Origin of the sequence: Delftia sp. WSY_22 (assembly GCF_043104185.1) — a bacterium.
GTDB classification, from domain to species: Bacteria; Pseudomonadota; Gammaproteobacteria; order Burkholderiales; family Burkholderiaceae_C; genus Comamonas; species Comamonas tsuruhatensis.
Genome location: NZ_JBICKN010000059.1, coordinates 437,321 through 463,083 on the forward strand (window position 1 = coordinate 437,321; position 25,763 = coordinate 463,083).

The following is a 25,763-nucleotide window of genomic DNA, read 5'->3' on the forward strand; positions in this document are numbered from 1 at the left end:
TGAACATAGAACGCCATCACAGGCAGGGAGACTTCAATGAGCGCACCGCATCCGGACAGCATGGCCAATCTGGTGGCCATCCGCACCCTCGACAAGTACGAGAACGACTATTTCCCCAAGCGCGACCGCATCACCATCGCCTTTCGCGGCGATCTGGCAGAGCAGTTCAAGTACGACAAGATCCGTCCGCTGTCGCCGGCCCAGCGCCATGGTCACCGCGTGGTGATCGAGGCCGAGAGCCAGAAGACCGGCACCACCGGCCACTACTGCATCGAGTGCAACAGCTGGAACCTCATCGAGGCCGTGGGCACCTGGGCACCGGAGCCGGAGCCGGAGCAGGCGGCGGGCTGAGCCTGCCGCTTCTGGCCGGCCCAGGCCCCGGCCGGCGCCCAGACGCTGCCGGCCACCCACCAGGCCAGCGCCAGCATCATCACCCCCGTCAGGCCATCGAGAATCCGCCAGGCACGCGGCTTCTCGAACAGGCGCCTGAGGCGGCGGCCTGCAAAGGCCAGCAGCACGAACCATGACAGGCTGGCCGAAGCGGCGCCAATCACATACACCCATTTGAGCGCGCCTTCCTGGCGCGCGCCGATGGAGCCCATCAGCAGCACCGTGTCCAGATAGACATGGGGGTTGAACAAGGTGATCACGGCCAGCGTGGAGACCACGCCCAGCAGGCCGCGCGGCGCCAGCTGCCCGCCCGAGGCGGCCAGCTGCGCATCGGGCGCCATGGCCATGCGCCACAGCGCCATCAGGCCGTAGGCCAGCAGGAACAGGGCGCCGCCCAGGGTCAGGTAGCGGGCCAGATCGGGGTTGTCGCCCAGCAGCCGGGCCATGCCCGCCACGCCCAGGCCGATGAGCACCACGTCGCTGACCACGCACCATGCCACGCAGGCGCGTACATGCTGGCCGTGCACGGCCTGGCGCAGCACATACAGGTTCTGGGCTCCGATGGAGACGATGAGCGACAGGCAGACCGTGAAGCCCGCCAGCCAGGAAGAAGAAACATTTGCAGTCCACATGGGCAGGGATTGTCTGGCTCGCAAATGGTTAAGTAAAATTACATTTACTCAATCAAATGAAGAATATCTAAATGCTCGACTACGCCGGACTCGAAGCCCTGGCAGCCGTGGTGCGCGAAGGCAGCTTCGAACGCGCGGCGCGCAAGCTGCACGTCACGCCCTCGGCCGTCTCCCAGCGCATCAAGCTGCTGGAAGAGCGCGTGGGCCAGGTGCTGGTGCTGCGCGGCCAGCCCTGTTCAGGCACGGAGGCAGGCCGCCGCCTGTGCCTGCATGTGGAGCAGGTCGCCCTGCTGGAAAACGACCTGCGCCGCAAGAACCCCGAACTGGTGCCCGAGGGCCAGACGGCCCTGCCCACGCTCAAGCTGGCCGTCAATGCCGACTCGCTGTCCACCTGGTTCATGGACGCCATGTCCGCCTTCACGCGCGACGGCAACGAGCTGCTGGACATCAGCATCGACGACCAGGACCACACGGCCAAGCGCATCCGCGAGGGCGAGGTGCTGGCCGCCGTCACGGCCACGTCCTCGGCCATTCCGGGCTGCAACACCTGGCCGCTGGGACGCATGCGCTACGTGGCGGCCGCCAGTCCCGATTTCATCCGCCGCTACCTGAAGGACGGCATCACGCCCGAGGCCATGGCACGCACGCCCATGATGAGCTACGGCCGCAAGGACAGCCTGCAGGACCAGTGGCTGCAGCGCCTGGGCGCGGAAGGCCGGCGCAGCACGCCGCGCCACTTTCTGCCGTCCAACCAGGGCTATACGCGGGCCTGCGAGCTGGGCATGGGCTGGGGCATGCACCCGCCGCTGATGATCGGCGCGCAACTGGCCGAAGGCAGCCTGGTGGAGCTGCTGCCCGGCAACGATCTGGACATTCCCATGTACTGGGCCCATGCGCGCAATGCGCAGGCCAGCCTGCAGCGGCTGACGGACTGCGTGATCCAGGCCGCGGCGGCCTGCCTGGATCCGATGGAGTGAATGGGCGACGGCGGCGCCGTCCGCGCCCGGCTCAGGGCTGGCGGCCGGTGTCGCCTGCCGGGGTGGACGGCTCAGCCTGGGCCTGGTCGTTGCGTTCCGGCCGCTGTATGGTGCGCACGGCCGCGCGCACGCGGGTCAGGGTGTGGAAGTCCAGCAGACTGGTGGCCATGATGGTTTCCCAGAGAAAGCAGGCCAGGGCCGAGAGAAACATCAGCACGCCGAACAGAAAGCCCAGCACCGCATAGCCATGGCCGTTGATGCCGTAGGCCTCGCCCAGGAACAGCAGGGCAATGGTCAGGCCGATGCAAAAGCCGCAGACGGTCAGCAGCCCTATGCAGACATTGGCCAGCCGGCCGCGCTTGCGCAGAAAGTGCAGCTCGGTCAGGCTGCGCGCGATGAATTCCTCCTCCTGCGGCGTGCGCAGCAGTTCCTCCAGCTTGCGCGCGCGGTCGATGATGCGGGCCAGCCGCCCGGCCACGGCGCCTATCATGCCGGCCACGGCCGTCAGGAAGAACACCGGCGCCAGCGCCAGCTGGATGCTGTGGGTGACGGTATCGGCGTCTAGCGACCAATTGATCATGCGGTCCTCTGCGTGCTTTCTGTTGTCTGGTCCGGCCGTGCTGCCGTGTTTTTGCGCGGACAGTATTGTGGCCGCAACCGGGGGCCGCAAGAAGCCATGCCGCCCGCTTTCAGCGCGCCGGGGGTGACGGCAGAACCTGCGCGCACAGCGAAAGCATCTGGTCCAGCAGGGCGGGCGCCCGGTCGCGGCGGCGGACCACGCCCAGCGGCGCCAGCCGGCCCGTCAGCTGCACGTCGAGCCGGCACACGCGCGCATGGGTCTGCAGGCCCGGCGCGATGCTCAACGGCACCAGGGCCACGGCGCCGGGCTGGCTCAACAGGCCTTCCAGTATCGGCAGGGAAACGGTGGAAACAGGAAACCAGGGCGCATCGGGCAGCGCCTGGAGCACCTCGGCCTCGAAAATCCCGCGCACGGCGATGTTGGCCGTGGGCAGTACCCAGCGCGCGCCGGTCAAGGCCTGCAGCGGCACGCCACGGCGCCCGGCCAGTGCATGCGAGCGTGCGGCCACCACCACGGCCGTGTCGGCCAGCAGCGGCTCGAAGACGAAGGGGCCGGGCAGCAGCGCCGGCTCGCGGCAGAACACCGCGTCCAGCCCGCCGCCCAGCAGCTGGGACAGCAGCCGGGTGCTGGCGTCTTCGTGCACATCGACATGCACCTCGGGGTGTTCGGCATAGAACCGCGCCAGCAGGGGCGAAAGAATGGCCAGGGCCGCCGCCGGAATGGCGCCCAGGCGCAGCGCGGCCGCGGCGCCCCGGCGAATGGCGGCCAGCGATTCCGCCACCTCCTCCAGCGCGGCCAGCACGCCGCGCACCGTGTCCACCAGGGTCTGGCCGGCCAGCGTGGGGCGTATGCCGCGCGCATGCCGCTCGAACAGGCGGATGTCCAGCACGCGCTCCATCTCGGCCAGCGCCTGGGTGGCTGCCGACTGGCTCATGTGCAGCGTGGCGGCGGCCTGCACCACCGAGCCGCATTGCTGCAGCGCCACCAACAGCTGCAGCTGGCGCAGGCGCACATGCTTGGTCAGGCGCGAGAACAGCAGCCGGCCCTGGGGCGTGGCCGCATCGTCCAGGCCTTCGCGGTCGTCAAAATCGTGGCTCATGGGAATCTTGGTGTTTTCCCCAGGCAGGCCCTGGCGCGCCACAGGCGGCGAAGGGCAAGCTATCGGAACGGCTTATAGCTTGGCACAAATACCGTGGCCCACGCGGGCGGCAGGATTTCTATAGTCGCCTGCATCGGGAGCCGGCACGGCCCAGGCCGCGGCTCCCTCCCCGTCGATGGAGTCCATGCCATGCAAGCCAAGCCCCTCTTACAGCCTCTCTCTCACCTGCCGCGCCGCACCCTGCTTTCCCTGGGCGCGGGCCTTTGCGCCGCGCTGTGCGGCCTCACCCTGGCCCGCACGGCCCATGCGGCCGACGCCTATCCGAGCAAGCCCGTCAAGCTCATCGTGCCCTTTGCGGCCGGCGGCTCCACCGACATCGTCGCGCGCGTGATCGCCGAAGGCCTGCGCAGCACGCTGGGCCAGCCCGTGGTGGTGGACAACAAGGCCGGCGCGGGCGGCCTGATCGGTACCGAAAGCATTGCCCAGGCGGCGCCAGACGGATACACCATCGGCATGGCCACGGTGAGCACGGCCACCATCAACCCCTCGCTGTACACGCGCGCCGCCAGGCTGGAAGGCAGGCTCCTGCCCGTGGCCAACCTGGTGACCATGCCATCGGTCTACATGGTCCATCCCAAGATGGGCGTCAAGGATTTCGCGGGGTTCCTGGCCAGGCTGCGCGCCCAGCCCGGCGCCTACAGTGCGGGCGTGCCGGGCCTGGGCACGCTGGGCCATCTGATGGTGGCGTCCTTCAACGAGACCATGAAGACCCAGATCCAGATCGTGCCCTATCGCGGCAACGGCCCAGCGCTCAACGACGCCCTGGCGGGCATGGTGCAGGTGATGACCGATCAGCTGCCTTCGGCCATGCCCCAGATCAAGGGTGGCAAGCTCATCCCCGTGGCGCTGTCGGGCGACAGCCGCTCGCCCGATCTGCCCGATGTACCCACCTTCAAGGAGCTGGGCTATGCGCAGCTCAACGAGCTGGGCATCAGCTGGTTCGGCCTGGTCGTGCCGGCCGGCACGCCGCCCGCCATCGTCCGGCAGTTGCAGGAAGCGTCCACGAAGGCCGTGCGCCTGCCCGAGGTGCAAAAGCACCTGAAGCTGCTGGGCGCATCGGTCACCGAGATGGACCAGAGCCGCTTCCCTGCCCAGATCGCCAGCGAACTGCAGCGCAACAAGGCGCTGCTGGACAAGGCAGGAGTGAAGCCGGAATGAGCGCGGTCGATCATCTTCAGGATTTCTTCCAGCAGCAGTCCGCGCGCATGGCGGCCCTGGCCGACAGCATCTGGTCGCTGGCCGAGCTGCGCTATGCCGAGACGGCTTCGGCCCAGCTGCACATCGATGCGCTGGAGCAGGCCGGGTTTCGCATCACACGCGCCCTGGCCGACATTCCCACCGCCTTTCTGGCCGAATGGGGCGACGAGGGCCCGGTGCTGGCGTTCCTGGGCGAGTACGACGCACTGTCGGGCCTGAACCAGCAAAGCGGCGCCCTGGTCTGCACGCCGTCCACCGACAGCCCGGGCCTGGCTGGCCACGGCTGCGGCCACCACCTGCTGGGCACCTCGGCGCATTTCGCGGCCATCGCGCTGCAGGAGCACCTGCGCCGCAGCGGCGCCAAGGCGCGCGTGCGCTACTACGGCTGCCCGGCAGAAGAAGGCGGATCGGGCAAGACCTTCATGGCGCGCGCCGGGGTCTTCGACGATGTGGACACGGCGCTGACCTGGCACCCGGCCAGCTTCTCCGGCGTGTTCAGCCAGAGCACGCTGGCCAATATCCAGGCGAAGTTCGTCTTCCACGGCAAGGCCTCGCATGCCGCGCACTCCCCCCACCTGGGCCGCAGCGCGCTCGACGCCGTGGAGCTGATGAACGTGGGCGTGAACTACCTGCGCGAGCACATGCCCACCGATGCGCGCGTGCACTACGCCATCACCGACTCGGGCGGCCTGTCGCCCAACGTGGTGCAGGCGCGCGCCGAGGTGCTGTACCTGGTGAGGGCCGCGCGCAACCATGAGGCGGCCGCACTGTACGAGCGCGTGCAGAACGTGGCGCGCGGCGCCGCGCTGATGACGGATTGCCGGCTGGAGATCGTCTTCGACAAGGCCTGCTCCAACCTGCTGCAGAACCGCACGCTGAACCAGGTCATGTACGAACAGATGCAGGCCCTGGGCTCGCTGCGCGTGGACCCCGGACTGCACAGCCTGGCCGGAGACTTCCAGGCTACGCTGGACAGCAATGACGTCGACCAGGTCAGCCGCCCGCTGGCCAGCGTGCTGCGCGGCAAGGTGCCGGCCGTGTTCGAGGGCCTGGCGCCCTACGATCCCGCTGTGGAGGGCACCCTGTTCGGCTCCACCGACGTGGCCGATGTGAGCTGGATCACGCCCACCGTCCAGGCCTGGGTGGCCTGCTACGCCTTCGGCACGCCGCTGCACTCCTGGCAGATGGTCTCGCAGGGCCAGTCCGGCCTGGCCCACGCCGGCATGGTGCGCGCCGCCCAGGTGATGGCCGCCACCGCCATCGCCCTGCTGCAGCGGCCCGAGCGCATGGCCGAGGCCAAGGCGGAGCTGCTTGAGCGCCGCGGCGGCCGACCCTATGCGTGCCCGATTCCTGCGGAGGTGCCCCTGCCGTTCATGCGGGGGTGATGGGCTTGGCTCGCCCTGGATGATCGACTCCTACCCCATGCCCAGTTCCCGGGCTTGCAGGGGCTTGCAGGGGCTTGCCCCTTTGCGCTGCCGCAAACCCGCCCCGCCGCCGCGTTGACCCATCACAAGCCCTCCACGCCATGCCACGGCGATAGTCGGATCGGGACCCCACCGATACCTACAAACCACAGGAGGACTTGTGAAGCTGATGATCGATCTCTTTTCCACCGACTACGGGCTGATGAGCCTGGGCGTCATCGTCTTCATCCTGATCATGGCGGGCTTTTTCCTGCGCCTGTTCCTGGGCAAGATGAAGCACGTGGCCAACAAGCCGCTTGAATGAAAAGATGCCCAGGCAGGGCCTGGCCTGGGCATTCGCATGCAGCCCTGCGCACTCAATAGTGCGGGGGCAGCTCGTCGCGCAGATGGGTCGCACCGCCAGCAGGCCCGCCCTCCGGCACCCGTCGGCGCAGGTCGCGCAGTTCGTCCAGGAGCCGGTCGATCTGCTGCTGCTGGCGGTAGATGGTCAGGTTCAGTTGCTCCAGCAGGTCGTCGGTGTAGCTGGCCTTGATCTCCAGCTCCATCACGCGCGCCTGCAGGGCCTGGGCCTCGTCGCGTTCGCCGCTGCGCTCGTTGTCCCCAACCACGCTCACGCCTTGAGCGCCTGGGCCAGGCGGGCGATGCCTTCGCGGATCTTGTCCTCGTCGGCCGTGGCGAACGAGAGGCGGAAGCTGGTGGCATCGGGGTTTTGCGCGAAGAACGGCGCGCCCGGCACAAAGGCCACGCCCTGGGCGATGGCCCGCTTGGCCAGCTCGCCGGCATCGGCCAGCGCGCCGCCCTTGCCGGTCAGGCGCACCCACAGGAACAGGCCGCCCTGGGGCTGCAGGAATTCCACGGCATCGCCGAGGTGCTCGCGCAGCGCATCGCCCATGGCCTTGGCGCGGCGCGCATAGACCTCGCGCACATGGGCCAGCGTGGCGGGCATGGCGCCGGACTTCAGGTACTGCGCGGCCGTGGCCTGGGCAAAGGTGCTGGTGTGGGCGTCGCTGAACTGCTTGCACATCACGGCGCGGGCCAGCAGCTCGGGCGGGGCCACCAGCCAGCCGATGCGCAGGCCGGGGCTGAGCACCTTGCTCAGCGAGCCGCAGTGCGCCAGCCAATCGCGGCTGCCGGGCACCTGGCTGGACAGGGCCAGCAGGCTGGGAGGTGGCGCCTCGCCAAAATACAGGTCGCCGTAGGGATCGTCTTCCACCACCAGGGTCTGGTACTTGACGGCCAGCTCCAGCACTTTCTTGCGGCGCTCCAGGCTCAGCATGGCGCCGCTGGGATTGCCGAAGGTGGGGATCAGGTAGACCAGCTTGGGGCGGTGCTCGGCAATGAGCTTTTCCAGCGCATCGACCTGGGCGCCTTCGGCATCGATGGGCGCGCTGATGACTTGCGCGCCGTACAGGCGAAAGCACTGGATGGTGGCCAGGAAGGTCGGGCCTTCCACGATGACCTTGTCGCCGGGGTTGATCATGGTCTTGCCCAGCAGGTCCAGCGCCTGCTGGCTGCCCGTGGTGACCACCAGTTGCTCGGGGACCAGCTCACGCACGCCCTTGCCGGCCATGAAGGCGGCGATCTGCTCGCGCAGCGGCTGGTAGCCCTCGGTGGCGCCGTACTGCAGCGCGGCGCCCGGCTCCTGCTGCAGCGCTGCCTGGGAGGCGGCGCTGATGCCGGCCACGTCGAACATGGCGCTGTCCGGAAAACCACCCGCGAAGCTGATGATGCCGGGCTTGCCCAGCAGCTTGAACAGCTCGCGGATGGCGGAGGTTTCTACGTTGTTCAGACGGTCGGCGAATTGCATGGGCAGGATTCTCGTTGTCGATGCGATGAAAAGGCGAAGCCTGCATTGTCGCCAATCCTGCCGCAGCTTTCCTGCACGATTAGAAGTCCCCTGAGTCGCTTCGCGCCTTCCCGTTGCACGGCGCCCCCCCAAGGGGGACGACGCCATCTCTGCCCCCTCTCTCCCGGAAGGCAGCTGCGTTCAATCCACCTTGATGTCGGCCCTGGCGGCCACGGCGCGCATCTGCGGCAGTTCGCGCTCTATGCGCTCCTGCAGCGCGCTGCCCGGACCCCATGCGGGCGACAGGCCGATGTCCACCAGCTTCTTCTTCATGGCCGGCTCGGCCATGGTGTCAGCCAGCGCCTTTTCCAGCTTCCTCTGGATGGGAGCGGGCAGGCCGGCCGGTGCGAGGAAGGCAAACCAGGTGTCCATGGCAAAGCCGGGGTAGCCGCTTTCGGCCACGGTGGGCACCTGGGGCAGCAGGGGCAGGCGCTGCGGGCCCAGGGCCGCGATGGGGCGGATCTTGCCGGCCTTGATCAGCGGCGTGGTAGCCACCACCGTGTCCACGGCCACCTGCACCTGGCCGCCCATCAGCGCGGTCAGGCTGGGCGAGCTGCCGTTGAAGGGCACATGCACCATGCGCATGCCCGTGGCGGTCTTGAGCATTTCGCCACCGAAGTGCACCGACGACCCCGTGCCGAAGGAGCCGTAGGACAGCTTGTCCGGATCGGCCTTGGCCAGGGCCACGAGTTCAGGCAGGGTGCGTGCAGGCGTTTCGTTGTGCGCCACCAGCACCAGCCCCATGTCGGCCACCAGGCCCAGCGGCGTGAAGCTGCGCAGCGGATCGTAGGGCAGCGGGTTGCGGATCACGGGGTTCAGCGTCAGCGTGGTGCTGGCGCCCAGCAGCAGCGTGTAGCCATCGGGCGGCGCCTTGGCCACCAGCGCGCCCGCCACCACGGTGCCCGCGCCGGGACGGTTTTCCACCACCACGGGCTGGCCCAGGCGCTCTCCCAGCGATGTGGCCAGCAGGCGGCCCAGGATGTCGGTGGCGCCGCCGGGCGCAAAGGGCACGACCAGCTTGATCGGGCGATCCGGGTAGGACTGGGCCTGGGCATGCGCAAAGGGCAAGGCAAGCGTAGCGGCGCCGGCCATCAGGCACGACAGAAAACGGGAACGGGACAAGGCCATGGCACGGATCTCCTGGGGAACGAGGGAACGGGAACCTGGGAACAAGCTCAATGCGGCAATTCAGTCGTCAGTCTTCAGTCGAGCAGCGGGCTGCGCACGCGCGACAAGCCGCTGGCCTGGTCATAGGCATGGCCGATCTGCAGCACGGCCAGGTCGGCCTGCGCCGGGCCGATGATCTGCAGCCCGGCAGGCAAGCCCTGCGGCCCGAAGCCCGCAGGCGCGGCCAGGGCCGGAAGGCCGGCCATGGTGGCAGGCACCACGGTCTGCATCCAGCGGTGGTAGGTGTCCATCTCGCGGCCGTCCACGGCGTGAGGCCAGTCCAGCGCTGCGTCGAAGGGAAAGACCTGGGCGGAGGGCAGCACCAGAAAGTCGTAGCTGTCGAACAGGCGGCGCAATGTTTCATACCAGGCCGAGCGCACGCGCGCCGCGTCATAGACGGCCATGGCCGGCAGCGCCAGGCCGCGCTCGATTTCCCAGACGGCCTCGGGCTTGAGCAGGGCGCGTTTGGCCGGATCGTTGTACAAGGCGGCGTTGGCGCCGGCCACGCTGAAGCTGCGCAGGTCGATCCAGGCGCGCCACAGGCGCTCGAAATCGAACTGCGGCACGGCCTCCTCCACCGTGCAGCCTGCGGCCGTGAAATGCCGCAGCGCCGCCCGGCAGGTCTGCAGCAGGCCAGGCTCGGTGGGCAGGTGCCCGCCCAGGTCCCCCAGCCAGCCGATGCGCAGGCCCTTGCAGTCGCGCTGCAGCTGCGCGGTCCAGTCCTGGGGCGGCTCGCTGCGGCGGGTCAGCGGCAGGCGCGCATCAAAGCCTGCCTGCACGGACAGCAGCAGGGCCAGGTCGGGGATGTCGCGCGCCATGGGGCCGGCCACGCTGAACTGCTGGAAGAACACCTCTTCCGAGGGGCCATGCGGCACGCAGCCCACCGAGGTGCGCAGTCCATAGACATGGTTGAAGGCGGCCGGCGTGCGCAGCGAGCCCATCATGTCCGAGCCATCGGCCACGGGCAGCATGCGCAGCGCCACGGCCACGCCCGCCCCGCCGCTGCTGCCGCCTGCCGATCGCGAAGGATCGAAGGCATTGCGCGTGGTCCCGTAGACCGGGTTGTAGGTATGCCCGCCCAGGCCGAACTCGGGCGAATTGCTGCGTGCCACGAAGAGCGCACCGCCTGCGCGCATGCGCTCGAACACCACGCAATCGGCCTGCGACAGCTGGTTCGCGAAGATCGGCGATCCCTTGGTAGTGACCATGCCTGCGGCCGGCATGATGTCCTTGGGCGCCTGCGGAAAGCCGTGCAGCGGCCCCAGGCTCTGGCCGCGCGCCAGCAGCGTATCCAGCTCGCGGGAGCGGCCGCGCAGCCAGTCCCGGTCCAGCGGAGCCACCAGCGCATTGACCACGGGGTTGAGCCGGTCGATCTGGGCGCAGTAGGCATCCAGCACTTCCAGGCAGGACAGCTCGCGGCCGTGGATGGCCTTGGACAGCGCGACGGCCGACATCTCCACCACGGCACCGCCCCCGGTGGCCAGACCCGGCTGCAGCGCAGCGGCGCTTGTGCTTGACTCCATGGATTTCCTCGTTTTTGTGACAGAACGAAGTCAGCATAAGCAGGCGCAAATATTTCGACAATCGCCATTTTCTCGGCTTATCGTTGCGTTTTCCGCAAACCATAAATGGGAGCCACATGCTTTCCAACCGCCTTCAGGACACGGCCCTGCGCTACTTTCTCGAAGTGGTGCGCAGCGGCTCGGTCAGCGATGCCGCCGCGCGGCTCAACGTCTCGCCCTCGGCCGTGAGCCGCCAGGTCGCCGGTCTGGAAGAGATGCTGGGCGTGCCGCTGTTCGAGCGCCGCCCGCGCGGCATGGCGCCCAGCCCGGCAGGCGAGCTGCTGGCCGCCCACGCGCGCCGCGGTGCGCTGGAGGCCGACCGCGTGGTCTCGGATATCGAGGCCCTGCAGGGCCTGCGCCGGGGCGTGGTGCGCGTGTGCAGCTCGGGCGGCTTTGCCATCGAATTCCTGCCGCGCGCCATGGCGCTGTTTCGTGAACAGTACCCGGGCATGCAGTTCCACCTGCGCGTGGAAGCACCTGCCGCCGTGACCCAGGCCGTGCTGGGCGGCGAGGCCGATGTCGGCCTGACCTACAGCCGTGCGGCGGCACGCGATATCGAGGTCTGGCACCGCCAGGTCTCGCCCGTGGTCGCCATCATGCGGCCCGACCACGCACTGGCCCGGCATGCCAGCATCACCCTGGCCCAGATGCATCCCCATGCCATTGCCCTGCCCGAGGACGCCAACACCGCGCGCCAGCTGTTCGACATTGCCTGCAGCCACCGGCGCCTGGTGTTCGAGCCTGCCCTGGTCAGCGGCCAGTTCGAGACCCTGGTGCACTTCGTGCTGCATGGCGGCGGCCTGTCATTGGGTGGTGAGGTCACCATGCGCGAGCGTGTGCGCCGTGGCGAACTGCATGCGGTGCCCATACGCGAACGCGGCATGAATGCACGCGCCATCGAACTGCAGACCCTGGCAGGCCGCACGCTGTCCAAGGGAGTGCGGGCCTTCGTGGAGCATCTGCGGGAGCTGCTGCCTCCCGGGTAAGAAGACGAAGTAGAAGAAGCAGAGAAAGACGGAAGGGATGGACTGCAGGCCGGCGCCCGTGCTCAGCCCTGCCCGACTTCCAGGTGGCACTGTGCCCAGTGCCACTGCGCCCGGCGCGTGGCCTCCCGCAGCCGCTGGGCCAGCACATGGCGAGCAGGCAGGCCGGGCAGATACTCGGCCATCTGGACGCCGCCGCGGCCCAGCTCCAGCAGTTCGATCTGCTCCGAGCTGTTGCCCGAGCACAGCATGATGCCCAGCGGCGCATCCTCGCCCGGCTCATGCTCATGCCGATCCAGCCAGCGCAGGTAGTGCTCCATCCGATCCTTGTCCTCGGCCGCGAATTCGCCCACCTTCAGCTCCACCGCCACCAGCCGCCGCAGCCTGCGGTGGTAGAACAGCAGGTCAAGCTGGAAATCCTGGTCATCCATCTGCATGTGCCTTTGCCGCGCCACCAGGCTGAAGCCCATGCCCGACTTCAGGAAAAAGGCTTCCATCTCGCGGATGACGGCCGCCTGCAGGTCGCCCTCCTGCCAGGCATCGTGCAGCCCCAGGAAGTCGAGGATGTAGGGGTCTCGCATGAACAGCGCTGGCGACATGCGCTCGGTGGCTCGCTGCGTGGGCTCCTGCGCGACCAGCGTGTCCGCATCGAAGGACAGCACGGTGCGCTCGTACAGCCGGGAATCGATGCGGCTGCGCAGCGTGCGGGCGCTCCAGCGCTCAATGCTCGCCATGCTGGCGTAGTACTCGCGCTGCAGGGCGTCCTTGAGCGGAATCAGCGCGATGAAATGCGCCCAGCTCAACTGCCGCGTGGGCGAGATGACCAGGGGCTCATCAGGAAAGGTGGTGGAGAACTGCACCATGCGCCACAGGTTCTTTTCCGAGAAACTGCCGCCATAGCCCTGGACCAGATGCCCGGCCAGGGAGGGCAGGACCTTGTCGCTGCAGCCGGCCTGCCGCACCTCGGATTCGCAGTCATGGATGTGCTGGCCGATATGCCAGTACAGCAGGGTCATTTCGCTGTTGATGGTGGAAGCCACCCGAAGCCGCGCGGCCTCGATCAGGTCGCGGACATCACCCAGCAGGGTCTGCGCCGCCGCGATCGCGGGAGAAACGGATATCTTGCGAGTGGCCATGCGGTCGCCCCCTCCTGGTGGCGTGTTGTCTGTATGTGTGGTGTCGGCGGAATCGATCCGGCCCACTATTGCCATGCGGCCCCAGCACGTCAACGCCGCAACGGCATAACCAGACGATCTGGCCCTCGCAGACATCAAAAACCAGAACAGTCCTAGAAATCACACTTGCACGACAATGCTCGCCACATCGATGGACACGCGCTTCCCACAATGAAAACCACCAGCATCGAACCCTTCTTCGCCACACTCAAGGCCGCCAACCCCTCGCCCCAGACCGAGCTGGAATACACCAACGTGTTCGAGCTGCTGTCTGCCGTGCTGCTCTCGGCCCAGGCCACGGACGTGGGCGTGAACAAGGCCACGCGCAAGCTGTTTCCCGTGGCCAATACGCCCCAAGCCATCCTGGACCTGGGACTTGAAGGGCTGGAGGGCTACATCAAGACCATCGGCCTGTACCGCAGCAAGGCCAAACACCTGATGCAGACCTGCCAGATCCTGGTCGAGCGCCACGGCGGCCAGGTGCCGCGCACGCGCGAGGAACTGGAAGCCCTGCCCGGCGTGGGCCGCAAGACCGCCAACGTGGTGCTCAACGTGGCCTTTGGCCAGCCCACCATGGCCGTGGACACGCACATCTTCCGCGTAGGCAACCGCACGGGCCTGGCGCCGGGCAAGACGCCGCTGGCCGTGGAAATGCAGCTCATGAAGCGCGTGCCGGCGGCCTACGCCGTGGACTCGCACCACTGGCTCATCCTGCTGGGCCGCTACGTCTGCCAGGCCCGCAAGCCGCGCTGCTGGGAGTGCGTGGTGGCGCCGTACTGCGACTACTCGCCCAAGACGCCTGCGCCGGCTGCGGGCAAGCGCTGAGCTTCAATCGGCCTTGAAGCCCGTGGCCGCCACGGCCTTGCCCCAGGTGACCGTGTCGGCGCGCATGATGCGGGCGAGTTCGTCGCCCGTGGTGCCCGTCACGCGGAAACCGGCCTCTTCCAGCCGGCTGCGGCTGTCGGGCTGCTGCAGGGCGCGCACGATGTCGGCCTGCAGCTTGGCCACGATCTCGGGCGGTGTCTTGGCGGGCGCGACCACGCCGAACCAGGAATTGAACTCCAGCGACGGATAGCCCTGCTCCCGGATGGTCGGCAGATCGGGCATGGACGGGGTGCGCGTGGCGCCCGTGCTGCCCAGGGCTGCGAGCTTGCCGGCCTTGACCTGGGGCGCGGCCAGGGCTGCCGTGGCAAAGACGGCCTGCACGTCGCCGCTGAACAGGCCGCCCAGGGCATCGTTGGTGTTCTTGTAGTGCACGGGCTCGGGCTTGAGCTGCACGGCGCTGCCGAACATGAAGGCGCCGAAGTGGCCGGGTGTGCCGGCGCCGAAGGTGGCGATGAACAGCTCCTTGCGCTGGCGCGCCCAGGCCACGAAGTCGGGCACATTGCGGGCCGGCACTTTCTGCGGATTGACCAGCAGCACGAAGTCGGAGGTGACGACCTGGCTGACGGGCACAAAGTCCTTTTGCGGGTCGTAGGGCAGGCGCTGGTAGGTGTTGGGCGCAATGCTGAGCTGGCCGGTCTCGCCCAGCATCAGCGTGTAGCCGTCAGGCACGGCGCGTGCCGCCTCGCTGGCGGCGATGAGGCCGCCAGCGCCCGGCTTGTTGTCCACGACCACGCCCAGGTTGCCCCATTGCTCGGAGAGTTTCTGCGCGAGCAGGCGCGCCACGATGTCCGGCCCGGTTCCCGCAGGAAAGCCGACGAGCAGGCGCACGGGCTTGCTCGGAAAAGCAGGCTGGGCGCTGGCCGCGGCCCAGGGAGCCAGGCCGGTGGCCAGCACAGCGGCAAGAGTGCAGGCCACGGCGGCGCGGCGCGCCTTGGATGCAGGGTTGTTCATGTGTTGTGTCTCCTGTGTTGTAGGTATCGAAGCGGGGAAGGCCCCCTCAGAGCAGCTCGTGAAAGCGCATCTGCACGCGGTCGGGATGGCGCGCGCCGGTGCCGAAGAACAGGCGCTCGTTGATCCAGGCCAGCGCCCGGCTGGCCGTCTCCATGCGGGGCGCGCAGCGGAAATAGATGTGCGCGGGGTCCACGGGCTCGCCGCGCGCCAGCTTTGCCATGTGCGCCGGGTCGCCGCTGCGCAGCGCCTGGTTGCAGACATAGATCAGGTCGCCGGCATCGGTCTCCAGCACATAGCGCGCATCGAGCTCGGCCAGCCCGCCGTGCACGATGCGCTGGAAGTCCGCGCCTCCGGGCAGCACGCGCGCGCTCCAGCCGTCGCCCCGGGCCGTGCCGCCCAGGATGGGGATCAGCCGGCGTCCCCCGTGGACGGTGGCACCGACCTCCTGCGGCGGGCCCACCTGCACGCTCAGGTCGGCGAAGAAGCGAAAGCGCGGATCGGGCAGGGCCGCAGGGTGCGGCACGTTGTCTGGCATGGTTCTGGGGCTCCGGTGAATGGGATCGGGACCTAGCATAAGCACCATTGCCCGTGCAGGCCGTCATCCCGGAAGATGACAGCGCCCTGCCCGCCCCTGCCTTCCCCCTTGAGACACTGGACCTGCCCCTCCCCCGCCCTTGACGCCAGCGCCTTGCCCGGCCAGGCGTCCAGCCATGCGCTGGGCCAGATGGTGTCCAGCCTGGGTGGGCCGGGCTTCGCCCTGCAGGTGCTGCAGGCCATGAACGCGCTGCTGCCTGTCGCCTCCTGGTCGGTCTACCGCACGGGGCAGCGCAGCCGGCCGCAGCTGTTCCTGTCGGCCAGCAGCGAGGCGCGCGACACCACGCGCGAGTGCTGGCGCGCCTATCTCTCAGGCCCCCATCTGCGCGACAGCACGTGGAAGCACGGCGGCACAGCGCCGGCACGCAGCACGGCGCTGTGCCACATCACGGCCCAGGAGGTGGAAGGCGAGCACCGCGCCCTGGTCTACGACGCGCACGGCATGGCCGAGCGGGTGTCCATCGTCGAGCATCAGGACGACGGCGGTGTGTTTGCCGTCAATTTCTATCGCCACCAGCACCAGAGGGCACTGGGCGATGCGCAGATCGGCTGCTTCGAGAGCATGGCGCCCGTGCTGCTGGCCCTGGCGCACAAGCACATTGCGCTGACACAGGCGCAGCCTGCCGTGGCTGCGGCATCGGCATCCCCAGCCCCCCAGCCCAGACAGCGCCAGACATTGCCCGCCCTGCGCATGCGCCTGCTGCAGGCACAGCCCGGCCTCACGCCGCGCGAACTCGATGTCTGCGCCCGGCTGCTGCAGGGCATGACGCACGAGGGCATTGCCTGCGACCTGTGCCTGAGCCTGCCCACCGTCAAGACCTACCGCAACCGCGCCTTTGCACGGCTGGGCATCCACTTTCGCAGCGAACTGTTCGCGCTGGCCATGGAGCCGCAGGGCTGAAGGGGCCGGGGCTCAGTCCAGCGAGGCGCCGGAGTCCTTCACAATGCGCGCCCACTTGGCGATGTCCTCGCGCAGCAGGGCCGCCATCCGGTCCGGTGACACGGGCTTGTCGGCCGGGCCGGCCAGCTCCACGCCGGAGGCTTCGAGCTTGCCGCGCAGATCGCCGGCCGCCAGCGCGCGGGCCATGCCGTCCTGCAACTGCGCCAGCACCGGCGCGGGCACGCCTTCAGGAGCAAACAGGCCCACCCACAGCGTGCCGTTGTAGCCGGGCACGGTCTCGCCAATGGTGGGCACATCGGGCAGCAGCGGCGAGCGCGCCGCGCCGCTCACGGCCAGTGCGCGCAGCCGGCCGGCCTGGATATGGGGCAGGGTCGATGGCAGGCTGCCGAACAGCAGCGGCACCTGCCCGCCCAGCACATCGTTGAGCGCGGGCGCCACGCCCTTGTAGGGCACATGCTGCAGCTGGATGCCCGCCATGCTGTTGAGCATCTCGCCCAGCAGATGGTTGAGCGTGCCGTTGCCGGCCGAGGCATAGCGGAACTCGTCGGGCCGGCCCCGGGCCATGGTGATCAGCTCGGGCACGGATTTGGCCGCAAAGCCGGGATGGGCCAGCAGCACATTGGGCACGGAGCCGATCAGGCCGATGGGCCGGAAGTCCTTCACCGGATCGAAGCCCGGCTTGCGGTACAGCGCCGGGTTGATGGCCTGGCTGCTGCTGATGGTCATCAGCAGGGTATGCCCGTCGCGCGGCGCCTTGGCCACGGCCTGGGTGCCGATGTTGCCGCCCGCACCGGGCCGGTTCTCGACCACCACGCTGGCGCCCAGCACCTCGGCCAGCTTCTGGCTGACCAGCCGGCCCACGATGTCGTTGGTGCCGCCCGGCGCCTGCGGGACGATCATCACGATGGGCCGCGCAGGCCAGGCCTGGGCATGGCCCAGCAGGGGCAAGGCGAGTGCGGCGGCCAGCAGGCTTCGGCGGTGCAAAAGGCTCGACGGCAGGGGAAAGGAAGAATCCGGCATGGTCATGTCTCCATTTGTTCTTGTCGCAAGCCCGCATGGTTGCCCGTGCCGGGCCAGCGCACAATCGCGCATTTCCTGACCCGGCCTTCGGAATTGACAAAGCCTTGACCCCGCCCATGCCCTCTTCGCCCTTCATGCCCCTCATTCACTTCGACCTGACGGACCTGCGCCTGTTCGTGCATGCCGCCGAACTGGGCAGCCTCACGCGCGCCTCGCAAAGGCAGCACCTGTCCCTGGCCGCAGCCAGCCTGCGCATCAAGGCGCTGGAGGAGCAGGCGGGCATGCCCCTGCTGTACCGCGAGGCGCGCGGCGTGCGGCCCACGCCGGCCGGCGAAGCCTTCCTGCACCATGCGCGCGGCATGCTGCTGCAGTCCGAGCAGTTGCGCCACGACCTGCAGGAGTACGGCGCCGGCCTGCGCGGCCATGTGCGGGTGTTTGCCAACACCACGGCCGTGACCGATTTCCTGCCCGAGATACTGCCGGCCTTTCTTGCCGACCACCCGCGCGTGAACGTGGACCTGCAGGAGCGGCCCAACGCCGAGATCGCGCGCGGCGTGCTCGACGGCCGGGCGGACCTGGGCATCGTGGCCGGCCAGGTGGACACGCTGGGCCTGCAGACCATCCACTTCAGCACCGACCGGCTGGTGCTGGCCACGCCGCGCGGCCACCGCTTTGCGCGGCGCAAGCGCATTGCGTTTGCCGAGACGCTGGACGAGGACGCCATCGGCATGCAGCAGGGCAGCACGCTGCAGACCTTTCTGGCGGGTGTGACCGAGCGCCTGGGCAAGCCCATGAAGCTGCGCATACAGCTGTCCAGCTTCGACGCCATGTGCCGCATGATCGGCGCCGGCGTGGGAATCGGCATCGTTCCCGAGAGCGCCGCACGGCGCAACAGCGACAGCATGCGGCTGGCACTGATCGAGCTGACCGATGCCTGGAGCGTGCGCGAGCGCCGCATCCTCGTGCGCGATCAGGGCCGGCTGCCGCGCCATGCGCAGGCCCTGATCGAGGTGCTGCAGGCCTACTACGCCACGCCGGCAGGCTCCTGAGCCGGCTGCGCTCCCGGCTCCATCAGGCTGGACAGCGAACGCAGCTGCCCGCCCTGCGCATCGAAGTTGCCGGGCTCCAGCCAGCGCTGGTAGGCCGCGCGCAGCGCCGGCCATTCGCTGTCGATGATGGAGAACCAGGCCGTGTCGCGGCTGCGGCCCTTGTAGACCACGGCCTGGCGGAACACCCCCTCGAACCGGAAGCCCAGGCGCGCCGCTGCGGCACGCGACGGCGTATTCAGGCTGTCGCACTTCCACTCGTAGCGGCGGTAGCCCAGCTCGTCGAAGGCGCGCTGCATCAGCAGGAACTGCGCCTCGGTGGCCGCACGCGTGCGCTTGAGCTGGCGCGAGTAGCAGACAAAGCCCACTTCCATCACGCCGCTGGCCGTGTCCACGCGCATCAGCGCCAGCGAGCCGATGGCACGGCCCGTGGCCAGGTCGATGACGGCGTGGTGCAGCGGGTCATCGCTGGCCTGGGCGGCCTCGGCAAAGCGCAGATAGGCCTGGGCATCCGCGAAGGGGCCTACCGACATGTAGGTCCAGTCGCTGGCATCCGGCGCCTGGCTGAAGGCATCGAACAGATCGGCTGCATGGCGCGCGGCGGACAGCGGCTCCAGCCGGCAGTAGCGGCCTTGCATGGGCGTGCGCGGCGGGCGCTGGCGTGGGGTCCAGTTGGGAAGGTCGTGGCCTACGGGTTGGGAGTGGGCGTTGAGTGCGGGGGGCATGGGAGATTCCTGGTCAGGTCATTTGGCAGGGCCACGATAGCGCTGGCGTGGCATCATTGAAAGCGCCATATCCCCCTTATTTCATGGTGCCACGCTGTCCATTGCATGCACGCCCCCGACCTGCTGACCAGTCCCTTGCAATCCGGCCCTGGAGCGGCTCCCCGCCAGCACCAGCTGATCCAGCGCCTGAAGCAGGCCATCCTGGCGGGCCGGCTGCCGGCCGGTGACCGCCTGCCGGCCTCGCGCTCGCTGGCGGAGGATCTGGGAGTCTCGCGCAACACCGTGCTCATCGCCTACGAGCAACTGGCGGCCGAAGGCTATGTGGTCGCCGACCGGCAGGGCACGCGCGTGGCGGCTGTGTCCACCCATTCCATGGCAGCCGCCGAGGCCGCCGCCCCGCCCCCCTGCGCACCCCGCACGGCACGGCGCCTGGACCGCATCGCGCCCACACGCCACGCCTTGGACCGCAGCCTGCCCCTGACGCCGGGCACGCCCGCCCTGGACAGGTTCCCCCTGCCCGCCTGGCGCCGATCGCAGGACCGCGCATTGCGCCTTCCCGCCAGCGCCACGCTGGACTATGGCGATCCTGCAGGCGAGCCCGCACTGCGCCAGGCCATTGCGCAGCACCTGCGCATCTCGCGCGGCGTGCGCTGCGATGCCTCGCGCATCATCGTCACCGAAGGCGCCCAGGGTGCGCTGGACCTGTGCGTGCAACTGCTCACCAACCCGGGCGACCATGCCTGGCTGGAGGAGCCCGGCTACCGGGGCGCCAAGTCGGCCTTTGCGGGGGGAGACCTGTGCGTCAGCACACTGCGCGTGGATGCGGATGGCGCAGCCATCGCGCCCGGCCTGTGGGACAGCCATCCTCCACGGCTGATCCAGATCACGCCGTCGCACCAATATCCCACGGGCGCCGTGCTGTCGGTGGCGCGCCGGCTGGACCTGCTGGAGCGCGCGCGCCGCGCGGGGGCCTGGATCATCGAGGACGACTACGACAGCGAATTCCGCCACCAGGGCACGCCCATCGCCGCCATGCAGGGCCAGGTGCCGGACGCGCCCGTGCTCTATGTGGGCACCTTCAGCAAGACCATGTTCCCGGCACTGCGCCTGGGCTTTGTGGTGCTGCCGCAGGCCCTGGCCACCAGCGCGGCATCCGCCGTGCAGGAGATGCTGCGCGGCGGCCATCGACTGGAGCAGCTGGCCATGGCGGACTTCATGGAAAGCGGCCAGTTCTCGCGCCACCTGGGCCGCATGCGGCGCCTGTACCGCGAGCGCCAGGCGGCCCTGCGCGAGGCGCTTGCCACGCAACTGGGCGTGGAGCATGAGGTGCTGGGCGGCCACGGCGGCCTGCATCTGACCGTGCGGCTGCCGCCGGACCTGTCCGACCGCGCCATCGTGGAGCAGGCACGGCGCGCCGGCATGAACCCGGGCGCCCTGTCGTCCTTCGCCCTGGCACCGCTGCCCCAGGACAACGGCTTGGTGATCGGCTATGGCAACACCGATGCCGCGCGCTTTGGCGCGCTGGTCAGGCGGCTGGGCAAGCTGGCAGCGGCTGCATTGCAGCGCTAGCCGCAGCGCAGCCCCGGCGGCTATGCCTATTCCGAGCGCGTGCTCACCCCGGCCTGCGCAAAGCTGGCCATCTCGCCCAGCATGGCGCAGGCCGACACCAGCAGCGGCCAGGCCAGGGCCGCGCCCGAGCCTTCGCCCAGGCGCAGTTGCCAGTCCAGAAGCGGCTCGGCACCCAGGTGGGCCAGCATGCGCACATGGCCGGGCTCGCCCGAGCGGTGCGAGAAAACGCAGCGCTCCAGCACGGCCGGCTGCAGGCGGCTGGCCACCAGCACGGCGGCCGTGGTGATGAAGCCATCGACCACGATGACGCGCCGCTCGGCGGCGGCCTGCAGCACGGCGCCCACCATGGCGGCGACCTCGAAGCCGCCCATGGCCGCCAGCGCGTCCAGCGGTTGCGTGGCCTGGGCGTGCAGCTGCAGCACCTCCTGCAGCACCCCGATCTTGCGGGCCAGCCCGGCTGCATCCAGGCCGGTGCCCGCACCCGTGACCTCGGCCAGCGGTTCGCCGCACAGCCGCGCCAGCAGCAAGGATGCGCTGGAGGTATTGCCAATGCCCATCTCGCCCAGCAGCAGCGCATTGCCCGGCAGCTGGCGCACCAGGGCCGCGCCGTTGCGCAGGGCCATGGCACATTCGGTGGCCGTCATGGCCGGGCCCTGGCTGCAGTCGCGCGTGCCGTAGCCCAGCTTGCGGCGCCACAGGCGCGGCTGGCCGGGCTGGGGAAGCTTGTCGTCGGGGTCCTGCTCGCGCGCGGGAAAGTCGCGCGCCACGCCGCAGTCCACCACGTTCAGCGCCAGCCCATGCTGGCGTGCCAGCACGCTGACGGCGGCGCCGCCGGCCATGAAGTTCTCGACCATCTGCCAGGTCACATCCACCGGATAGGCCGACACGCCGCGCGCAGCCAGCCCATGGTCGGCCGCAAACACCAGCATCTGCGGCTGCTGAAGCACCGGCCTGTCCTGACCCAGGATGCAGGCAATGCGCAGCGCCAGCTGCTCCAGCCGCCCCAGCGCGCCCAAAGGCTTGGTCTTGTGGTCTATGGCGTGCTGCACGCGCTGGGTGAAGGCGGCATCGGCCAGCGAGGCGATGGCGGGCACGGCGGCCGCAGAGTCGGTAGTGGGGGTTCGCATGGAAAAAGGGCTCGGCCCGGTAAGGCAGATGGCAAAAGCGCAAGTATCGCGCGCCGCGCAGGCCCGCAAGAATCCTGCAGACGCGGCTTGCAACAGCAGCAAACCTGCATTGCGCCCATGCAAGCAGCAACGGACCATTGCCAAGCTGAACTGGAAAACCACAGTCCTGGCAAATAGTCAATTTCAATTTACCAAGTTTCAGTGATTTTGCAAAAATCCACAATTTCGCAGAATCGGTACCAATCCAGCCACCTTACCCATTACCTTGCCCTGGACCTGCGCAACATCAGGCCAAGTCACCTCGCACACCCGGACAGCCCTGGCAGCGCCGCCAAGTACCGCGCCCCTGCCGGAGGCCTAGCCGACAGGAGCCATCCGTCAAATGCCTTCCCCTCTTTTTGTCCGTCGGCCACTGCCCCCCACTTCGGCCGGTCCGGTGGCCCTTGCCACCACCGCCGTCCTCGCCCTGCTTGCCGGTCCTGCCGGGGCAGCAGACATCAGCCTCACGCCCCCCGCGGGTGGCGGCGTGATCATCTACTCCACACCCAACACCCCGGCGCTGCGCGTACAGCCCACGGGAGAGGTGCAACTGCCCGGGCTGCCAGGCACACCCGCCACATCCACCAGCCACGTATGCCATGACGCCAGCGGCAGTCTGGGCCGTTGCGATCCCGCCTCCACGCAGGGCGCGCAAGGACCCAGAGGCGACGCAGGCCCTACCGGCGCTACAGGACCGGCAGGTGCTACCGGTGCCACAGGCCCCGCCGGTGCCACAGGCTCTGCGGGGCCCACCGGTGCCACAGGGCTTGCCGGAGTAACGGGGCCGGCAGGCGCTGCCGGAGCCACGGGCTCCGTCGGTGCCACCGGACCGGCCGGCGCTACGGGAGCCACGGGCGCTACCGGCCCTGCCGGTGCCACCGGACCTGCCGGCACTACAGGCGCGCCAGGTAGCCCGGGAGCAGTCGGCGCGGCGGGCACCGATGGCCGGGAATCCCTGATGGTGACCCAGGTAGAAGCTGCTGGCGCCACCTGCGCCACGGGCGGTCAGCGCATCAGCCAGGGCCTGGATACCAACCGCAACGGCGTACTGGATGCAGCAGAGATCACCAGCACCAGCTATGTATGCAACGGCCTCCAAGGCTCGGTGGGCCCGCAGGGTCCCATGGGACCGACGGGCATGGGTGGTGTCACAGGTCTGGCCGAAGTGCGCCACGGCTGCGTTGCACCCGATCCGGGCGACGCCACCAAGGCCGTTATCCGCAGTGGTGCAGGCTATGCAGCAGCACGCAATGGCGCGAGCGGCCCCTTCACGATCGCCTTCAACCCCGCCGTAGCCCCGGGCAGCTACACCCTGCTGCTGGACAGTCGCACCAACAAGGGCCGGGCCGTGGCCATCGCGGCAACGGGGGACCCCGTTGCCGGCATCGCTCTGGCGCCTGGCTGGGTGGACCCGGAGAAAGAGACGCTGGATCGCATCTGCTTCATGCTCGCCCGTTGATACAAGCTACGCCCCTATAGCCTCCCAGGATTCCGCCATGTCCCAGAACTCAACCTCTTTGCCGCGCAAAACCGCTCTCGCGCTGGCCGTCACGCTGTCAGCGTCCTTCATGCCTTCAGCCCACGCAGGATCAGAATCTTACGTCGGTGAACTTTTTCTCTTCGCGGGCAACTTCTGCCCTCGAAGCACGTTGCCGGCCGCAGGGCAGACGCTCGTAATCAGCCAAAATACCCCTTTGTTCTCGCTACTTGGCACGACGTATGGAGGCGACGGCCAGATCACCTTCAGACTCCCCGATCTGCAAGGACGTGTTCCCGTGGGCACAGGCAGCGGCCCGGGGCTGTACCCCACCAGCCTGGGCCAGATCGGCGGCACTGAGACCCAGACGCTGACGCAGACCCAGATGCCCGCGCATACGCACGCGGCCGTTGTCACCTCAAGCGTTACCGCCAGTACCCAGGAAGCGACCCATGCCACACCCGCTCCCGGCAGAATGCTGGCCCAGGCGCAGAATGCAGGCATCTATCGGGAAACTGCGACAGCCGACGTGACTCTTGGCAATTCAGCGAACGTCAGCGTAGGAGTTGCAGGGGGCAGTCAGCCTTTTTCCATACGCGACCCCTACCTGAGTATGCAGTGGTGCATTGTGGTGGACGGGATCTATCCACCCCGGCCTTGACTGCCGGGCGCGAGGGCCTGAGTGCCGCACCGTTCTGAGACAATCACTGCCACACGTGTCTCCCCAGCCCCCACCTCCATGACGGTTTCCTTCTCTGCCATCCAGCCCGGTCTCAAGCTCGCGGACCAGGTTGCCCGGCAGCTGGAGGCGCGCATCCGCGCCGGCAACCTGCAGCCGGGGCAGAAGCTGCCGACCGAGGCCGAGCTCGTGCAGCAGCTCGAGGTCAGCCGCACCGTCGTGCGCGAGGCGGTGTCCCAGCTCAAGTCGCGCAACCTGGTGGAATCGCGCCAGGGCAGCGGCGTGTTCGTGAAGGCGGCAGGCATAGAGCCACTGGACTTCGAAGGCCTGCCGGCGGCTGGCAGGAATGCGCTGATCCAGATCACCGAGGTGCGCCGCGCACTGGAGACCGAGGTGGCCGAACTCGCGGCGCGGCGGCGCAGCGAAGAGGATATGCAGCGCATCCACGATGCGGAGAGCGCCCTGGCCGAGGCCGTGCGGCTGGGCCGTGACGGCGTGGAGGAAGACATGGCGTTTCACCGCGCCATCGCCCAGGCTTCGGGCAATCCCTTCCTGATCAGCACGCTGGACTACCTGTCGCAGTTCCTGCGCGGCGCCATGCGCATCACGCGCGCCAACGAGGCGCGGCGCGAGGACTTCGGCAAGGCCGTGGAACGCGAGCACCACAGCATCGTGCTGGCCATCGAGGCCGGCGACCCCAAGGCCGCGCGCAAGGCCGCCGCCACGCACATGGGCAACGCCATAGACCGCATCCACCGCGCCGACGCCAGCTTCTGGCAGCAGGACGGCGAACGCCTGGCCCGCGACATCCTGGCCGCCAAGCCCTGAACCTCCGAAACCACCCCTTGGCGCATGGCCAAGGGTTTTCACCTTGTTTGGGTTATTGCGCAAAATTTGTATGATGACCTGATGACAATATCAGTCACATCTCTTTTTGCACCAGGCACACCCGGCCTTTGCCTGGGCGTTCACCCATGAGCGACGAATCCCGCATCCGCGAGCAGATCTGCGCCACCGGCGCCAGCCTCTACCAGCGCGGCTACACCGTTGGCGCTGCCGGCAACATCAGCGCCCGCCTGCATGACGGCTGGCTGATCACCCCCACCGACGCCTGCCTGGGCCGGCTCGACCCGGCCGAGCTGTCCAAGGTCGATGCCGGCGGGCAGTGGGTCAGCGGCGCCAAGCCTTCCAAGACCCTGGTCCTGCATCGGGGCATCTACGGCAATGACGGCGAGGCGCGTGCCGTCATCCACACGCATTCCACGCATCTGGTGGCGCTGACGCTGTCCGGCGTCTGGCGCGAGGACGAGGTGCTGCCGCCCATCACCCCCTACCAGGTCATGAAGGTGGGCCGCATCCCGCTGATCCGCTACCGCCGGCCCGGCGATCCGCAGGCCGCCGCCGAGGTGGCCGCGCTGGCCGGCCAGGTGCGCGGCGCCTTGTTCGAGCGCCTGGGCCCCGTGGTCTGGGAACGCTCGGTGGAGCAGGCCAGCCATGTGCTGGAAGAGCTGGAGGAAACCGCAAGGCTCTGGCTCATGACCCATCCCCGGCCGCAGCCCCTGGACGCGGCCGCCATCGACGAGCTGCGCACCACCTTCGGGGCGCGCTACTGATTTGCACAGCGGCGCCCACGGCCGCATTCCACCACCCAGCCCATC

Annotated in this window: 27 protein-coding genes and 1 pseudogene; 15 read left to right on the forward strand and 13 right to left on the reverse strand. The window is 68.7% G+C overall.

All coding sequences use genetic code 11. The features are described from left to right. Positions 1-36 precede the first annotated feature (36 nt). Positions 37-351: a hypothetical protein gene (locus ACF8NF_RS27700; RefSeq protein ID WP_070080506.1), complete on the forward strand. Its 315-nt coding sequence runs from the start codon at positions 37-39 to the stop codon at positions 349-351. A 44-nt stretch (positions 352-395) separates the two neighbouring features. On the opposite strand, the pseudogene ACF8NF_RS27705 reads toward ACF8NF_RS27700, so the two are convergent. Further along, positions 396-1,022, reverse strand: a pseudogene (locus ACF8NF_RS27705) (LysE/ArgO family amino acid transporter); the annotation flags it as partial. A 71-nt stretch (positions 1,023-1,093) separates the two neighbouring features. Between ACF8NF_RS27705 and ACF8NF_RS27710 the strand changes: the two are divergent. After that, a complete protein-coding gene (locus tag ACF8NF_RS27710; protein WP_017404434.1) occupies positions 1,094-1,999 on the forward strand; it encodes an HTH-type transcriptional regulator ArgP in 906 nt (301 codons plus the stop codon). A gap of 31 nt (positions 2,000-2,030) precedes the next feature. On the opposite strand, the gene ACF8NF_RS27715 is transcribed toward ACF8NF_RS27710, so the two are convergent. Both ACF8NF_RS27715 and ACF8NF_RS27720 read right to left on the reverse strand, forming a co-directional pair. Then, entirely contained in the window at positions 2,031-2,579 is a 549-nt protein-coding gene (locus tag ACF8NF_RS27715; RefSeq protein WP_392451659.1) for a DUF2721 domain-containing protein, read from the reverse strand. Between the two features lie 109 nt (positions 2,580-2,688). Further along, complete coding sequence (locus tag ACF8NF_RS27720; protein ID WP_070081001.1) at positions 2,689-3,678, reverse strand: LysR family transcriptional regulator; 990 nt, start codon at positions 3,676-3,678, stop codon at positions 2,689-2,691. A 189-nt stretch (positions 3,679-3,867) separates the two neighbouring features. On the opposite strand from ACF8NF_RS27720, the gene ACF8NF_RS27725 reads away from it, so the two are divergent. From ACF8NF_RS27725 to ACF8NF_RS27735, 3 genes are all read left to right on the forward strand, one after another. Then, positions 3,868-4,896, forward strand: a complete 1,029-nt coding sequence (locus tag ACF8NF_RS27725) for a tripartite tricarboxylate transporter substrate binding protein BugE (protein WP_047217661.1) — start codon at positions 3,868-3,870, stop codon at positions 4,894-4,896. Further along, positions 4,893-6,320, forward strand: coding sequence for a M20 family metallopeptidase (locus ACF8NF_RS27730; RefSeq protein ID WP_392451660.1), 1,428 nt, complete (start codon positions 4,893-4,895; stop codon positions 6,318-6,320). Before ACF8NF_RS27725 ends, ACF8NF_RS27730 begins: the two co-directional genes overlap by 4 nt. A 208-nt stretch (positions 6,321-6,528) precedes the next feature. Further along, complete coding sequence (locus tag ACF8NF_RS27735; RefSeq protein ID WP_016445252.1) at positions 6,529-6,663, forward strand: DUF3149 domain-containing protein; 135 nt, start codon at positions 6,529-6,531, stop codon at positions 6,661-6,663. Positions 6,664-6,715: 52 nt separating this feature from the next. On the opposite strand, the gene ACF8NF_RS27740 is transcribed toward ACF8NF_RS27735, so the two are convergent. The 4 genes from ACF8NF_RS27740 to ACF8NF_RS27755 all read right to left on the reverse strand — a co-directional run bounded on the left by ACF8NF_RS27740 (position 6,716) and on the right by ACF8NF_RS27755 (position 10,895). Continuing rightward, entirely contained in the window at positions 6,716-6,967 is a 252-nt protein-coding gene (locus ACF8NF_RS27740; RefSeq protein WP_392451698.1) for a SlyX family protein, read from the reverse strand. Positions 6,968-6,969: 2 nt separating this feature from the next. After that, positions 6,970-8,166: a PLP-dependent aminotransferase family protein gene (locus ACF8NF_RS27745; protein WP_074922997.1), complete on the reverse strand. Its 1,197-nt coding sequence runs from the start codon at positions 8,164-8,166 to the stop codon at positions 6,970-6,972. A 180-nt stretch (positions 8,167-8,346) separates the two neighbouring features. Next, positions 8,347-9,333, reverse strand: coding sequence for a Bug family tripartite tricarboxylate transporter substrate binding protein (locus ACF8NF_RS27750; RefSeq protein WP_392451661.1), 987 nt, complete (start codon positions 9,331-9,333; stop codon positions 8,347-8,349). Between the two features lie 74 nt (positions 9,334-9,407). Continuing rightward, complete coding sequence (locus tag ACF8NF_RS27755; protein WP_203399666.1) at positions 9,408-10,895, reverse strand: amidase; 1,488 nt, start codon at positions 10,893-10,895, stop codon at positions 9,408-9,410. A 116-nt stretch (positions 10,896-11,011) separates the two neighbouring features. On the opposite strand from ACF8NF_RS27755, the gene ACF8NF_RS27760 reads away from it, so the two are divergent. Then, positions 11,012-11,920, forward strand: a complete 909-nt coding sequence (locus ACF8NF_RS27760) for a LysR family transcriptional regulator (RefSeq protein ID WP_016445247.1) — start codon at positions 11,012-11,014, stop codon at positions 11,918-11,920. 62 nt (positions 11,921-11,982) lie between these two features. Here ACF8NF_RS27760 and ACF8NF_RS27765 read toward each other — a convergent pair whose 3' ends face one another. Further along, positions 11,983-13,053 (reverse strand): YhcG family protein, encoded by a 1,071-nt coding sequence (locus tag ACF8NF_RS27765; protein WP_016445246.1) that lies wholly within the window; start codon positions 13,051-13,053, stop codon positions 11,983-11,985. A 210-nt stretch (positions 13,054-13,263) separates the two neighbouring features. Here ACF8NF_RS27765 and nth point away from each other — a divergent pair, with 210 nt between their 5' ends. Next, complete coding sequence (gene nth, locus ACF8NF_RS27770) at positions 13,264-13,917, forward strand: endonuclease III (RefSeq protein WP_017406542.1); 654 nt, start codon at positions 13,264-13,266, stop codon at positions 13,915-13,917. Between the two features lie 3 nt (positions 13,918-13,920). Here the strand turns inward: nth and ACF8NF_RS27775 are convergent, their stop codons facing one another. Together ACF8NF_RS27775 and ACF8NF_RS27780 are read right to left on the reverse strand one after the other, a co-directional pair. After that, positions 13,921-14,928 (reverse strand): tripartite tricarboxylate transporter substrate binding protein, encoded by a 1,008-nt coding sequence (locus tag ACF8NF_RS27775; RefSeq protein WP_203399667.1) that lies wholly within the window; start codon positions 14,926-14,928, stop codon positions 13,921-13,923. A 46-nt stretch (positions 14,929-14,974) separates the two neighbouring features. After that, positions 14,975-15,463: a DUF3237 domain-containing protein gene (locus ACF8NF_RS27780; protein ID WP_250438735.1), complete on the reverse strand. Its 489-nt coding sequence runs from the start codon at positions 15,461-15,463 to the stop codon at positions 14,975-14,977. A 189-nt stretch (positions 15,464-15,652) separates the two neighbouring features. Here ACF8NF_RS27780 and ACF8NF_RS27785 point away from each other — a divergent pair, with 189 nt between their 5' ends. Further along, positions 15,653-16,423: a helix-turn-helix transcriptional regulator gene (locus tag ACF8NF_RS27785; protein WP_046988006.1), complete on the forward strand. Its 771-nt coding sequence runs from the start codon at positions 15,653-15,655 to the stop codon at positions 16,421-16,423. Positions 16,424-16,435: 12 nt separating this feature from the next. Here the strand turns inward: ACF8NF_RS27785 and ACF8NF_RS27790 are convergent, their stop codons facing one another. Next, positions 16,436-17,443, reverse strand: coding sequence for a tripartite tricarboxylate transporter substrate binding protein (locus ACF8NF_RS27790; protein WP_338496993.1), 1,008 nt, complete (start codon positions 17,441-17,443; stop codon positions 16,436-16,438). Between the two features lie 116 nt (positions 17,444-17,559). Between ACF8NF_RS27790 and ACF8NF_RS27795 the strand changes: the two genes are divergently transcribed. Further along, positions 17,560-18,492, forward strand: coding sequence for a LysR family transcriptional regulator (locus ACF8NF_RS27795; RefSeq protein WP_392451662.1), 933 nt, complete (start codon positions 17,560-17,562; stop codon positions 18,490-18,492). Here ACF8NF_RS27795 and ACF8NF_RS27800 read toward each other — a convergent pair. Further along, positions 18,468-19,214, reverse strand: a complete 747-nt coding sequence (locus tag ACF8NF_RS27800) for a GNAT family N-acetyltransferase (RefSeq protein WP_392451663.1) — start codon at positions 19,212-19,214, stop codon at positions 18,468-18,470. The two genes, ACF8NF_RS27795 and ACF8NF_RS27800, sit on opposite strands and share 25 nt — an antisense overlap. 105 nt (positions 19,215-19,319) lie before the next feature. On the opposite strand from ACF8NF_RS27800, the gene ACF8NF_RS27805 reads away from it, so the two are divergent. Continuing rightward, positions 19,320-20,783 (forward strand): PLP-dependent aminotransferase family protein, encoded by a 1,464-nt coding sequence (locus tag ACF8NF_RS27805; RefSeq protein WP_277849716.1) that lies wholly within the window; start codon positions 19,320-19,322, stop codon positions 20,781-20,783. A gap of 26 nt (positions 20,784-20,809) precedes the next feature. Here ACF8NF_RS27805 and cobT read toward each other — a convergent pair whose 3' ends face one another. Next, positions 20,810-21,910, reverse strand: a complete 1,101-nt coding sequence (gene cobT, locus ACF8NF_RS27810; RefSeq protein ID WP_279492840.1) for a nicotinate-nucleotide--dimethylbenzimidazole phosphoribosyltransferase — start codon at positions 21,908-21,910, stop codon at positions 20,810-20,812. Between cobT and ACF8NF_RS27815 the strand changes: the two genes are divergently transcribed. The 5 genes from ACF8NF_RS27815 (at position 21,909) to ACF8NF_RS27835 (ending at position 25,718) form a co-directional block, all read left to right on the forward strand. After that, positions 21,909-22,115 (forward strand): hypothetical protein, encoded by a 207-nt coding sequence (locus ACF8NF_RS27815; RefSeq protein WP_252653320.1) that lies wholly within the window; start codon positions 21,909-21,911, stop codon positions 22,113-22,115. The genes cobT and ACF8NF_RS27815 overlap by 2 nt on opposite strands. Positions 22,116-22,907: 792 nt before the next feature. Then, positions 22,908-23,408, forward strand: a complete 501-nt coding sequence (locus ACF8NF_RS27820) for a hypothetical protein (protein WP_047217678.1) — start codon at positions 22,908-22,910, stop codon at positions 23,406-23,408. Positions 23,409-23,445: 37 nt separating this feature from the next. Then, positions 23,446-24,087: a phage tail protein gene (locus tag ACF8NF_RS27825; RefSeq protein WP_047217653.1), complete on the forward strand. Its 642-nt coding sequence runs from the start codon at positions 23,446-23,448 to the stop codon at positions 24,085-24,087. A gap of 78 nt (positions 24,088-24,165) precedes the next feature. Further along, on the forward strand, positions 24,166-24,933 hold the full coding sequence (locus ACF8NF_RS27830; protein WP_126311813.1) for a FadR/GntR family transcriptional regulator: 768 nt from the start codon (positions 24,166-24,168) through the stop codon (positions 24,931-24,933). A gap of 146 nt (positions 24,934-25,079) precedes the next feature. Beyond that, complete coding sequence (locus tag ACF8NF_RS27835; protein ID WP_046988822.1) at positions 25,080-25,718, forward strand: aldolase; 639 nt, start codon at positions 25,080-25,082, stop codon at positions 25,716-25,718. Positions 25,719-25,763: the final 45 nt, after the last annotated feature.

Coding starts and splice junctions, on each gene's coding strand:
- cobT (WP_279492840.1), bottom strand. CDS start 21,910: ATGCGAACCCCCACTACCGACTCTGCGGCCGCCGTGCCCGCCATCGCC.
- ACF8NF_RS27730 (WP_392451660.1), top strand. CDS start 4,893: ATGAGCGCGGTCGATCATCTTCAGGATTTCTTCCAGCAGCAGTCCGCG.
- ACF8NF_RS27790 (WP_338496993.1), bottom strand. CDS start 17,443: ATGCCGGATTCTTCCTTTCCCCTGCCGTCGAGCCTTTTGCACCGCCGA.
- ACF8NF_RS27735 (WP_016445252.1), top strand. CDS start 6,529: ATGATCGATCTCTTTTCCACCGACTACGGGCTGATGAGCCTGGGCGTC.
- ACF8NF_RS27795 (WP_392451662.1), top strand. CDS start 17,560: ATGCCCTCTTCGCCCTTCATGCCCCTCATTCACTTCGACCTGACGGAC.
- ACF8NF_RS27775 (WP_203399667.1), bottom strand. CDS start 14,928: ATGAACAACCCTGCATCCAAGGCGCGCCGCGCCGCCGTGGCCTGCACT.
- ACF8NF_RS27715 (WP_392451659.1), bottom strand. CDS start 2,579: ATGATCAATTGGTCGCTAGACGCCGATACCGTCACCCACAGCATCCAG.
- ACF8NF_RS27710 (WP_017404434.1), top strand. CDS start 1,094: ATGCTCGACTACGCCGGACTCGAAGCCCTGGCAGCCGTGGTGCGCGAA.
- ACF8NF_RS27835 (WP_046988822.1), top strand. CDS start 25,080: ATGAGCGACGAATCCCGCATCCGCGAGCAGATCTGCGCCACCGGCGCC.
- ACF8NF_RS27785 (WP_046988006.1), top strand. CDS start 15,653: ATGGTGTCCAGCCTGGGTGGGCCGGGCTTCGCCCTGCAGGTGCTGCAG.
- ACF8NF_RS27815 (WP_252653320.1), top strand. CDS start 21,909: ATGGAAAAAGGGCTCGGCCCGGTAAGGCAGATGGCAAAAGCGCAAGTA.
- ACF8NF_RS27805 (WP_277849716.1), top strand. CDS start 19,320: ATGCACGCCCCCGACCTGCTGACCAGTCCCTTGCAATCCGGCCCTGGA.
- ACF8NF_RS27720 (WP_070081001.1), bottom strand. CDS start 3,678: ATGAGCCACGATTTTGACGACCGCGAAGGCCTGGACGATGCGGCCACG.
- ACF8NF_RS27760 (WP_016445247.1), top strand. CDS start 11,012: ATGCTTTCCAACCGCCTTCAGGACACGGCCCTGCGCTACTTTCTCGAA.
- ACF8NF_RS27800 (WP_392451663.1), bottom strand. CDS start 19,214: ATGCCCCCCGCACTCAACGCCCACTCCCAACCCGTAGGCCACGACCTT.
- ACF8NF_RS27750 (WP_392451661.1), bottom strand. CDS start 9,333: ATGGCCTTGTCCCGTTCCCGTTTTCTGTCGTGCCTGATGGCCGGCGCC.
- ACF8NF_RS27700 (WP_070080506.1), top strand. CDS start 37: ATGAGCGCACCGCATCCGGACAGCATGGCCAATCTGGTGGCCATCCGC.
- ACF8NF_RS27780 (WP_250438735.1), bottom strand. CDS start 15,463: ATGCCAGACAACGTGCCGCACCCTGCGGCCCTGCCCGATCCGCGCTTT.
- ACF8NF_RS27765 (WP_016445246.1), bottom strand. CDS start 13,053: ATGGCCACTCGCAAGATATCCGTTTCTCCCGCGATCGCGGCGGCGCAG.
- ACF8NF_RS27830 (WP_126311813.1), top strand. CDS start 24,166: ATGACGGTTTCCTTCTCTGCCATCCAGCCCGGTCTCAAGCTCGCGGAC.
- ACF8NF_RS27825 (WP_047217653.1), top strand. CDS start 23,446: ATGTCCCAGAACTCAACCTCTTTGCCGCGCAAAACCGCTCTCGCGCTG.
- nth (WP_017406542.1), top strand. CDS start 13,264: ATGAAAACCACCAGCATCGAACCCTTCTTCGCCACACTCAAGGCCGCC.
- ACF8NF_RS27745 (WP_074922997.1), bottom strand. CDS start 8,166: ATGCAATTCGCCGACCGTCTGAACAACGTAGAAACCTCCGCCATCCGC.
- ACF8NF_RS27820 (WP_047217678.1), top strand. CDS start 22,908: ATGGTGACCCAGGTAGAAGCTGCTGGCGCCACCTGCGCCACGGGCGGT.
- ACF8NF_RS27725 (WP_047217661.1), top strand. CDS start 3,868: ATGCAAGCCAAGCCCCTCTTACAGCCTCTCTCTCACCTGCCGCGCCGC.
- ACF8NF_RS27755 (WP_203399666.1), bottom strand. CDS start 10,895: ATGGAGTCAAGCACAAGCGCCGCTGCGCTGCAGCCGGGTCTGGCCACC.